Origin of the sequence: Kitasatospora sp. MY 5-36 (assembly GCF_001182915.1) — a bacterium.
In the GTDB taxonomy this organism is placed as follows: Bacteria; Actinomycetota; Actinomycetes; order Streptomycetales; family Streptomycetaceae; genus Kitasatospora.
The window spans coordinates 1-10,568 of the sequence record NZ_LFVW01000407.1; the positions used below are offsets into that span (position 1 = coordinate 1).

Below are 10,568 nucleotides of genomic sequence, written 5' to 3' on the forward strand. Positions count from 1 at the left end.
GACGCGCGGCCGGGGCGCTGGTGGTGCGCGCGCCGGGCCCGGCCGTCGAGGAGCTGGTGGCGGCGCTGGTGCGGGCGGACGTCCGGGTGCGCGAGGTCGCCCCGGTGGTCCCGCCCCTGGAGGCGGCGTTCCTCGCCCTGACCGAGCAACAGGAGGACGGACGATGAGCGAGCGCGGCGAGGGAGTCATCGAGCGGGGCGGGCGCACGAGCACGGTCACGGCCGGACGCGCGGCGGCCGCCGCCGGTGTCGCCCCCGGGGAGCGCCCGGTGCTGGTGGGCCGGGTGTACCGCTTCGAGCTGGTCAAGCTGCTCTCCCAGTGGCGGATCAGGCTGCTGGTGCTGGCCTGCTGGAGCGCGCCGGTCCTGTTCACGGCCGCCGTCGCCCAGCAGGGGACGCTGCCCTCCGACACCCTGTTCGGGCGCTGGATGCACGCCACGGGCTGGGCCGGGCCGGTGGTGGTCCTCGGTTTCGCCGGCTCGTGGGCGCTGCCCCTGCTGACCTCGGTGGTCGCGGGCGACGTGTTCGCCGCCGAGGACCGGCTCGGGACCTGGCGGCACCTGCTGGTGACGGTCCGCTCGCCGCGGCGGATCTTCGCGGCGAAGGCGCTGGCCGGCGCCACCGTGATCGTGCTGCTGACGGCCGGCCTGGCGGCGTCGAGCACCGTCGGCGGGCTGGCGGCGGTCGGCGACGAGCCGCTGGTCGGCGTGGACGGACACCTGCTGGCGCCGTCGGACGCGGCCGTGAGCGTCCTGCTGGCCTGGGCGTGCGCGCTGGCGCCGACCCTGGCCCTGGCGGCGCTCGGACTGCTCGGCTCCGTCCTGCTGGGCCGCTCGCCGATGGGGCTGCTGGTCCCCGCGCTGGCGGCGGTCGCGATGCAGCTCGCCCAGCTGCTGCCGCTGCCGGTGGCGCTGCGCCTCGCCCTGCCCGGGTACGCCTTCGTCGCCTGGAACGGGCTGTTCGCCGACCCGGGCCGGCTCGACGAGCCGCTGATCGCCGTCGCGGTCGCCCTGCTCTGGGCCGCGGCCGCCACCGCGGCGGCCTACCTGCTCTTCGTCCGGCGGGACTTCACCACCGGCAGCGAGGACGGGGTGGGGCGCCGCACGCTCCTCGCCGGGGTGCTGCCGCTGGCCGGGCTGCTCGCGCTGACCACCGGCGCGCTCGCGGTGGCCACCCCCTCCAGCGGCTCGGGGATCACGCAGACGAAGGTGCAGCAGGAGGTCGCCACCGTGTTCGCGCACCTGTACCGGCTGCAGACCGAGCAGCTGCACCGCCCCGCCGTGACCGAGGCCGACCTGCGGGCCACCGCGGACTGCCGGCGGGGCGACGGCCAGGTCGAGCCGGAGGGCCCGGGCAACGACTGGCGCTGCGTGGTCACCTGGCACCTGCCCGGCACGGACGCGCCCGGGACGGCGGTCTACCAGCTCGACGTGGCCTCGGACGGACGGCTGACGGCCGACGGCGACGGCCTGAAGGAAGTGAACGGCTACTTCCTGGTGCGCACCCCGACCGGGGACGCGCCGAACCCGCTCTGGCAGTTCGACGGCCAGGTCGCACTGCTCGCTTCCCCCACCGGCACGACGAACTCAACGAAGGGCTGACGCCATGCAGGTAACGCGTCGTCGACGCAGCCGGAACGCCCACGTGGTCCTCCTGGGCCGCCGGGTGGGCCGCAAGGCCGCACTCGCCACCGCCTGTGTCACGGCGGTGGCCGTGGCCACCGGCACGGCCTTCGCGAGCACCCACCAGTTCGACGAGGACCAGGTCGGCCAGACCACCGAGAACGGGCTGGTGATCTCCAGCGACCAGTACCTCGCCCCGTACGGCAGCCGTCAGGTCCTGGACAACGGCAAGATCATGGGCTCCACGGTCAGCCCGGACGGCGCCCACCTGGCCGCCGCCGTCACCGACGGCGACGCGGCGCTGGTCGTGGTGGACCTGAGGACCGGCAAGGTGAAGCAGCGCGTCGGCACCAACAAGGCGGACGAACTGCGCATCCCCAACGCCTCGGTCGGCCAGGAGTCCCCGGTCTACTCGCCGGACGGCAAGCAGCTGTGGCTGGGCCAGCTGGACGGCTACACCCGGTTCACCGTGCAGCCCGACGGCACCCTCGCCGCCCCGGTGGCGGTGAAGATCCCGGCGGACGGGGAGAAGCACGCGCTGGCCTCCGGGGCGGTGTTCTCCGCCGACGGCTCGACGGTGTACGCCGCCGTCAACGGGCAGAACCGGGTGGTCGCGATCGACGCGGCGACCGGCGCGGTCCAGCGGAGCTGGGCGGTCGGCAACGCGCCGCGCGGCGTCGTCCGGGTCGGCGGGAAGCTGTACGTCTCGAACGAGGGCGGGCGTACGGCCACCGCCGGGGACACCACGATCAACTCCTACGGCACCCAGGTCCCGGCCGACCCGGCGACCGCCGCCACCACCACCGGCACGGTCAGCGTGATCGACCTCGCCGACCCGGCCGCCGCCGTCGGCTCCATCGCCGTCGGCCTGCACCCGACCGCGCTGTACGCGAAGAACGGGGTGCTGTTCGTCGCCGACACCGCGAGCGACGAGGTGTCGGTGATCGACACCGCGCACGACAAGGTCGTCCAGACCGTCTCCACCAAGCCCTGGCCGGAGGCCTCCGTCGGCTACGAGCCCACCGCGGTGACGCTCACCGAGGACGGCCGGCTGCTGGTCACCCTCGGCCGGGCCAACGCGGTGGCCGTCTACCGCTTCGTCGGCGCGCAGGAGCCGGTGAGCTACGTCGGCCTGCTGCCCACGGACTACTTCCCGGCGGAGGTCGCCACCGTCGGCTCGGAGGTGATCGTCTCCAACACCCGTGGCATCGACGCCCGGCGGCCCAACAGCACCGGCGCCCACAAGACCCACGACACCACCTCCAGCCTCACCCGGTTCACGCTGCCGAGCGACAAGGTGATCCGCGCGCAGACCGCCAAGGTGTTCCAGCAGAACGGCTGGACGAACAACGCGGTCAAGCTCGCGAACGGCCACAAGGCGAAGGAGGAGGTGGTGCCGAAGCGGATCGGCGACCCGTCGCCGATCAAGCACGTCTTCCTGATCGTCAAGGAGAACCGGACCTACGACCAGGTCTTCGGCGACGTCGCCGAGGGCGACGGCGACCCGAAGCTGGCCCAGTTCGGCGCCGCCGTGACGCCCAACCAGCACGCCCTGGCCGAGCAGTTCGGGCTCTACGACAACACCTACGACATCGGCACCAACTCCGCCGAGGGCCACAACTGGCTGATGCAGGCGGACAACCCGGAGTACACCGAGTCCTCGGCCGGCGAGTACGAGCGCAGCTACGACACCGAGGACGACGCCCTGGGCCACCAGCGCTCCGGCTTCCTGTGGACGGGCGCGCAGGCGGCGGGGAAGACCGTGCGCGACTTCGGCGAGTTCCACCAGTTCCTGGACAAGCCCGCCGACGCCACCTGGCAGAACCTGTACTGCGACGCCAGGACCATGGACGCGACCGGGCAGGGCAGCGCCTACGCCCTCAAGTCCTCCTCGCCGATCCCCTCGCTCAACAGCGTCTCGGTGCCCGGCTTCCCGAGGTTCGACACCGACGTGCCGGACCTGTACCGCTACCAGGTCTGGAAGCAGGACTTCGAGCGGAACGGCCCGGCGAACCTCAACATGCTCTGGCTGTCCAGCGACCACACCGGCGGCCCGGCCAGCCCGGCCGCGCAGGTCGCCGACAACGACCTGGCGACCGGGCGGATCGTCGACGAGATCACCCACAGCCCGTACTGGAAGGACTCGGCGATCTTCGTCGTCGAGGACGACTCCCAGGCGGGCCTCGACCACGTGGACGGCCACCGCGCCCCGATCCAGATCATCAGCCCCTGGGCGCGGCACGGGGCCGTGGACAGCCGCTACTACTCGCAGATCACGATGGTCCGCACCATCGAGCAGATCCTCGGCATCCACCCGATGAACCAGAAGGACAGCGCGGCCAGCCCGATGACCGGGGCCTTCACCGACCGGCCGGACTACACGCCGTTCACCGCGGTGCCCAACCGCACCTCGCTGACCGACGGCCTCAAGACGCCGCCCTCCTGCGGCCTCGACGTCCCCGGGGAGCAGGACCTCCGGGCGGCGGCGCCGGTCACGACCGCGCCGCCGGCCGCGCAGCAGCCGGTCGTGGACCGGTGGGAGGCCTGGAAGTCGCACCAGCGGCTGACCGGCCCGAACGCCGTGGCCGACCACGCCAACCCGGCGCAGATGGAGCACCTGGTCTGGTACCAGACGCACAACTGGACCGCGCCGTACCCGGGGGAGAGCACGATCCTCGCGCCGGACGACGTGCCCGGCGCCTACCTGCCCTCGCCGGAGAGCGACGGCTGATCCCGCCGCGCCCGCACCGGGCCCCGGGCCGCTTCCCCGGCCCGGGGCCCGCGCGTCAGGCGAACAGGACGGTGGACGCCGCCGGGACGGCCAGCGAGCCCGCCCGGCGGGGGACACCGGTGGCGGCGTCCAGGTCGAACCAGGTGACGTCGCCGGAGTGCTGGTTCGCCGCGTACAGCCGGGTGCCGGTCGGGCCCAGCACCAGGTCGCGCGGCCAGCGGCCCCCGCAGGGCACCGAGGTGACCACGTGCGCCCGCTCGCCCGTCGCGTCGAGGGCGAGCACCACGATGGTGTCGGTGCCGCGCTCGGCCGCCCACAGGAACCGGCCGTCGGGGGAGACCACCGGGGCCGACGGCGAGACCGGGCCCTCGACGCCGTCCGGGAACAGCGGGACCTCCGCGACCGGTTCGAGCGCCCCGGCCGCCGCGTCCCAGCGGCAGACCGTCACGACGGGGCGCAGCTCGCCGAGCACGTACGCGTGCCGGCCGGAGGGGTGGAAGGCGAGGTGCCGCGGCCCGGTGCCGGGCGGAAGCGCGGTCTCCGCGTGCACGGTGGGCGCCCCCGTCGCCGGGTCCAGGGCGAGGACCCGCACCGCGTCGGTGCCGAGGTCGACGGCGAGCACCCAGCGCCCCGACGGGTCGGGGAGCACCTGGTGGGCGTGCGGGGCCCGTTGGCGGTCCGGGTGCGGCCCGCTGCCCCGGTGGCGCAGCACGGTGGCCGGGGGCCGCGGGGTGCCGTCGTCGGCGAGCGGCAGCACGCTGACGCTGCCGGAGCCGTAGTTGGCCGTCAGCAGGTGGCCCCGGCTGAGGCTCAGGTGGGTGGGGTGGTCCCCGTCCACCGGGACGGGGGCGCCGAGCGGGCGGGGCGCCGGAGCGGCGAGGTCGTGGGTGGTGACGGCGCCCGGCTCCGTCTCGGAGACGGCGTAGAGCACCGGGCCGCGGGCGGCGAGCCCGAGGGCGAGGTAGGACGGGTCGACGGCCTCGACGACACCGGTGGCGGTCAGCTCCCCCGAGTCCGGATCCAGCGATGCCAGGACGATCCCGCGCCCGCCCTCCGAGGTGAACGACCCGATGAAGGCCCGCTCCGCGCCGCTGTCCGCCACCGCAAACCTCCGTCGTCCACCGTCCGCCGTCCGGGCTCGAACGCTAGCAGGTGCGGCGTCCGGGCTCTTTCGCCGGAGAGCGCTTTTTCACTGGAAAGCACCGCTGCCGGAGCGGCCGGATCGCGGACCGGCCCGATCCCCGGGAACGTGGGAGCCGTTGGCCGCGCGGCCGGGTCGCCGTCGGCCCGGCGGTCCGCACCGGGACGACGCCCCTTCGACCACCCCCCTTGGCGCTGCGGAAGCGAGGCGGCATGTACGACCCCGACCCACCGTTCCGGCCGGTCCGCCGCCGGAACGGGTATCCGCCGCTGGAGGACCTCGGCCTGATCGGCAACGGCGCGACGGCCGCGCTGGTCGGCCTGGACGGCGCCATCCCGTGGCTGTGCCTGCCCCGGTTCGACTCCGAGCCGCTGTTCTGCGGCCTGCTGGACCACGCCCGGGGCGGGCACTTCACCCTCGCCCCGGAGGGCCTGGTGGAGGCCAGGCAGCGCTACGAACCGGACACCGGTGTGCTGGTCACCGAACTGCGCGGCCCCACCGGCCTGGTGCGCGTCACCGACGCGCTGACCCTGCGCTCCGGCGCCGACCTCACCGACGACGCGCCGGCCGACCGGGGCGAACTCGTGCGCTCGGCCGTGGTGCTGGACGGGACGGTCCGGCTGCGGGCGGAGCTGGAGCCGCGCGGCGGCGCGCAGGCCCGAGCCCTGTTCAGCGGACTGGAGGTGCGCCCGCACCGGCGCCCGGACCTGCGGCTGCACCTGCGCTCCAACCGCCCGCTGACCGGCCTGCGCGGCACCCACGAGCTGCGGCAGGGCGAACGCCTGGACCTCGTGCTCTCCTGGGGCCGCTTCCACCGCCACCACCGCTTCGACACCGACGCGACGCTGAAGGCCACCGCCGAGGCCTGGCGCCGCTGGATGGGGCACTTCGCGTACGACGGCCCCCAGGAGCCCCTGGTCCGGCGGGCCGCGATCACGCTGAAGCTCTGCGACGACTGGGCCAACGGCTCGCTGGTCGCCGCCCCCACCTCCTCGCTGCCCGCGCCGATCGGCGGGATCCGCAACTGGGACTACCGCTACAGCTGGATCCGCGACGCGGCGTTCGCCGTGTTCGCCCTGCGCCGGATCGGCTTCGGTGGCGAGGCCGACGCCTTCCTCGGCTGGGTCCTGGACGCCTTCGAGACCAGCCGGCGGCCCCGGATCATGTACGACCTGCGCGGCGGCCCGGTGCCGGACGAGGTCGTGGACGGCGAACTGGAGGGCTACCAGGGCTCGGCCCCGGTGCGCTGGGGCAACGGCGCGACCGACCAGCGCCAGCACGACGTCTACGGCGAGATCCTGGACTGCGCCCACCAGTGGCTGCGCTCCGGCGGCGAGATCCAGCCCGCGCTCTGGGCCGGCCTGGCCGAGCTGGCCGACGCCGCCCGGCAGGCCTGGCGGGAGCCGGACCAGGGCATCTGGGAAGTGCGCAGCGAGGGCCGGGTGTTCACGTACTCGGCGGGCCTGTGCCAGGTGGCCCTGGACCGGGCCGCCCGGATCGGCGAGCGGCTCGGCCGGTCCGACGGGCCGGACCGCTGGCGCGCCTCGGCCGAGGAGCTGCGCCGGCTCGTCCTGGAGCAGTCCTGGGACGAGGACGCCAAGACCCTCAGCGCCCACCTGGACGGCGGCGGCACGCTGGACGCGAGCCTGCTCGCGCTCCCGCTGCGCCGGGTGGTGCCGGCCGGCCACCCGCGGATGGTGGCGACCGCGGCAGCCGTCGCCGAGCGCCTGTCGGCGGGCGGCGGGCTGCTCTACCGCTACCTGCACGAGGAGTCCCCGGACGGGCTGCCGGGCGACGAGGGCGCCTTCGTGCTGTGCAGCTTCTGGCTGGTCGACAACCTGGTCGGCCAGGGCCGGACCGACGAGGCCGGGGAGCTGTACGCCTCGCTGTGCTCCCGGGCAAGCCCGCTGGGGCTGGTGTCCGAGCAGATCGACCCGTCCACAGGAGAGTTCATGGGCAACTTCCCCCAGGCGTTCAGCCACATCGGGATCATCTCCAGCGGCGTGAACCTGGCCCGGGCGGGGGGACGGGGATGATCGACCGGCTCGCGATCCTCGGCGCGACCGGGGACCTCAGCGCCCGCTTCCTGCTGCCGGCGCTGGCCGCGCTGCGGGCGGCGGGGCACACCGGCGACGCGCTCCGGGTGACCGGGGCGAGCCGGGAGGACTGGGACACCGGGCGGTACCGGGCGTGGGCCGCGGAGCGGCTCGACCGGCACGGCGGCGCCCTCCCGGCCGGGGCCGGGGAGGCGGTGGTCTCCGCCCTCGACTACCGGCGGGCCGACGTCACCGACCCGGCCGACGTGGCCGCGGTCGTCGCCGGGGAGGGGCCGGTGGCCGTCTACCTCGCCCTCCCGCCGGCGCTCTTCCCCGGCGCGGTCACCGCCCTGCACGCGGCGGGCCTGCCGGAGGGCAGCCGGATCGTGCTGGAGAAGCCCTTCGGCGAGGACCTGGCCGGCGCGCGGGAGCTGAACCGGCTGCTCGCCGAACTCCTGCCGGAGCGGGCGGTGTTCCGGGTCGACCACTTCCTGGCCATGACGACCGTCCAGAACGTCCTCGGCAGCCGGCTGGCCAACCGGGTGCTCGAACCCCTCTGGAACAGCACCCACATCGCTGAGGTGGACATCACCTGGGACGAGACGCTGGCGCTGGAGGGCCGGGCCGGGTACTACGACCGGGTCGGGGCGCTCAAGGACATGGTCCAGAACCACCTGCTGCAACTGCTCTGCCTGGTGGCCATGGAACCGCCGCTCACGCTCGGCGAACGGGACCTGCGCGACCGGAAGGTGGACGTGCTGCGCTCCGTACGGCCGCTGACCGAGCACGACGTGGTGCACCGCACCCGGCGGGCCCGCTACCTGCCGGGCCGGATCGGGGACCGGGACGTCCCCGCGTACGCCGAGGAGGAGGGCGTGGACCCGGCGCGCGGCACCGAGACCTTCGCCGAGGTGGAACTGGAGCTGGACAGCTGGCGGTGGGCCGGGACGCGGTTCCGGCTGCGCAGCGGCAAGGCCCTGGGGGCGGACCGCAAGGAGGTCGCGGTGCACTTCCGCCCGGTGCCCCACCTGCCGTTCGGCCACGGCGGGAAGAGCCACGGCGGGAAGGGCTCCGGCGGGGAGGGCCACGGTGGGGAGGGCCACGGTGGGGAGGCCCGGCCCAACGTGCTGCGGTTCGAGCTGGAGCCGGAGGGGCTGGCCCTGGACCTGGCCGGCATCGGCGCCCACGCCCACGAGCTCGTCCCGCTCTCGCTGACCGCGCGGATGGAGCCGCAGGACCTGCCCGCGTACGGGCGGCTGCTGCTGGACGTCCTGAACGGCGATCCGGCGCTGTCCATCCGCGGCGACGAGGCCGAGGAGGCCTGGCGGGTGCTCGAACCGGTGCTGTCCGCCTGGGAGCGGGGGCTCGTCCTGCTGGACGAGTACCCGGCGGGCTCGCAGGGGCCGCCGCCGCACTGGTGGTAGCCGCGCCGGTGCCCGGGCGCTCGGGCCCCGGGCAGTGCCACTCGCGGCCCGCCCGGTGAATTCCGTCGCATTCCGGCACAGCAATCCCAGGCATCACAGTCACCACATTCGTCACAGGCGCCCGGTAAATCACTCGGCTATTTCGACGAATGACTGTTCGAGTGGCTGGTGGGATCCGAACCTTATATTTTCGGCCAAAGAATTCGCGCCCGTTCTCGGGCGTTCCGGGCGCGGCCGGGAGTCGCACCTGGGATTTTGGCGTTCCGATTACCGACGGCGGTCGCTCTCCGTTCAATCGGAAGGGGTTGCGAGCGGCTGACCCGCCGTGAAGACTGTTGCGCGTTCGTCGTCCGGACGTTCGGGACGACAGGGATTGTGCGACTCCCCGACCGTGTCGGCGCGTTCCGCGCGGCGGTTGCGGGGGTGGATCGCCAAAAGGGGGAATGGGCATGCCGGGTACGGCCGTTGCGCAGGTGGGGGCCGGGAGAGCGGCCGGCCGCCGGGGGACGGTTTTCTGTTCGAACGTGCCGGCGGGGTAAGAGTATTCGGAGGCTCGCGGTTCACCGCGATCCGGTCCGCCGTTCATCGCGCGGAGGGAAATCCGGATCGTATTCGCACCGCCCGGTCCGGGCGCGCCGACGCGACCGCGGAACGGCTCCGCGAGGGCGGGTGCGGTGCCCGGCCGCGGGCGTCCGGGGATTCCCGTTCCCGGGGCCGGACGGCCTCCGCCGGCCGGGCCGACGCCGATTCCCCCCGTTCCCGCGCGTCCTGAAGCAGGCGACGACGGTCGGGAATTCCCGCTGTGCCGCCTCCCAATCCGCGATTCCGCCGCATTCCGCCGCGGGCGCCCGGCGCGCCCGCACCCGAGAACCAGTCAACGGGAGTTCCGCCATGCCGTACGCCAGTCCGGCGCCCGCCCGCGAGCGGTCGCCGCTCCTCCTGCGCGGCGAGCTGCAGCACCGGCTCGACACGCTCGCGCGCGCCCACCGGGTGCCCGGTGCCCAACTGGTGCTGGACACCGGCCCGGAGGCCGTCGTCCTGCACACCGGGGTGGCCGACACCGGCACCGGGGCACCGTTCACCGAGGACACCGCCGTTCCGGTCGGATCGCTCACCAAGCCCTACACGGCCGCCCTGGTGATGCTGCTCGCCGACGACGGCGACCTCGACCTCGACGAGCCGGCCGCCGAGCACCTCCCGGAGCTCCGGCAGCTGCCTGAAGTAACGATTCGTCAGCTGCTGAGCCACACCGGCGGACTGCCCACCGGACCGGACTCCGACGCCGCCGCCCGCACCACCGCGACCCGCTACCTGTCCGCCGTCTGCACCGCCCCGGACGCGCTGTTCCCGCCCGGGACGGACTTCTCCTACTCCAACGCCGGCTACGTCGCCGCCGGGCGCCTGGTCGAGACGGTGACCGGGATGCCCTGGCACGAGGCGGTGCGCGCCCTGCTGCTCGAACCCTTCGGCACCGGGCCGGTGTTCGTCGACACCGCCGCCCCCGGACGGCCGGTCGCCGCCGGGCACGCGCTCAACGCCGCGACCGGCCTGCCCCGGGCCGTCCGGCAGAACCTGGCCCCGCTGGAGGCCCCGGCCGGCGCCCTGCTGGCCAGCG

At 74.6% G+C, this 10,568-nt stretch carries 6 protein-coding genes and 1 pseudogene; 6 read left to right on the plus strand and 1 reads right to left on the minus strand.

Going from position 1 to position 10,568, the window contains the following annotated elements; translation table 11 throughout:
• The 3 genes and pseudogenes from AE652_RS45270 to AE652_RS24495 all read left to right on the plus strand — a co-directional run.
• Positions 1–167, plus strand: a pseudogene (locus tag AE652_RS45270) (ABC transporter ATP-binding protein); the annotation flags it as partial.
• Positions 164–1,600 (plus strand): ABC transporter permease, encoded by a 1,437-nt coding sequence (locus AE652_RS24490; RefSeq protein WP_049655101.1) that lies wholly within the window; start codon positions 164–166, stop codon positions 1,598–1,600. The pseudogene AE652_RS45270 and the gene AE652_RS24490, both read left to right, overlap by 4 nt.
• Before the next feature lie 4 nt (positions 1,601–1,604).
• Positions 1,605–4,352, plus strand: coding sequence for an alkaline phosphatase family protein (locus AE652_RS24495; RefSeq protein ID WP_049655103.1), 2,748 nt, complete (start codon positions 1,605–1,607; stop codon positions 4,350–4,352).
• Positions 4,353–4,407: 55 nt separating this feature from the next.
• Here the strand turns inward: AE652_RS24495 and AE652_RS24500 are convergent, their stop codons facing one another.
• Entirely contained in the window at positions 4,408–5,454 is a 1,047-nt protein-coding gene (locus tag AE652_RS24500; protein ID WP_049655106.1) for a lactonase family protein, read from the minus strand.
• Positions 5,455–5,705: 251 nt separating this feature from the next.
• Here AE652_RS24500 and AE652_RS24505 point away from each other — a divergent pair, with 251 nt between their 5' ends.
• The 3 genes from AE652_RS24505 to AE652_RS24515 all read left to right on the plus strand — a co-directional run.
• Positions 5,706–7,529 carry a glycoside hydrolase family 15 protein gene (locus AE652_RS24505; protein ID WP_049655108.1) on the plus strand — a complete coding sequence of 608 codons (1,824 nt, stop codon included), beginning with the start codon at positions 5,706–5,708 and terminating at the stop codon, positions 7,527–7,529.
• On the plus strand, positions 7,526–8,953 hold the full coding sequence (locus tag AE652_RS24510; protein WP_049655111.1) for a glucose-6-phosphate dehydrogenase (NADP(+)): 1,428 nt from the start codon (positions 7,526–7,528) through the stop codon (positions 8,951–8,953). Before AE652_RS24505 ends, AE652_RS24510 begins: the two co-directional genes overlap by 4 nt.
• 891 nt (positions 8,954–9,844) lie before the next feature.
• Positions 9,845–10,568 (plus strand): serine hydrolase (locus AE652_RS24515; RefSeq protein ID WP_049655113.1); only part of this gene is annotated, 724 nt, incomplete at its 3' end.

What these genes read in the sequence shown, in the direction of transcription:
- AE652_RS24505 (WP_049655108.1), top strand. Translation starts at nt 5,706, where the DNA reads ATGTACGACCCCGACCCACCGTTCCGGCCGGTCCGCCGCCGGAACGGG.
- AE652_RS24510 (WP_049655111.1), top strand. Translation starts at nt 7,526, where the DNA reads ATGATCGACCGGCTCGCGATCCTCGGCGCGACCGGGGACCTCAGCGCC.
- AE652_RS24490 (WP_049655101.1), top strand. Translation starts at nt 164, where the DNA reads ATGAGCGAGCGCGGCGAGGGAGTCATCGAGCGGGGCGGGCGCACGAGC.
- AE652_RS24495 (WP_049655103.1), top strand. Translation starts at nt 1,605, where the DNA reads ATGCAGGTAACGCGTCGTCGACGCAGCCGGAACGCCCACGTGGTCCTC.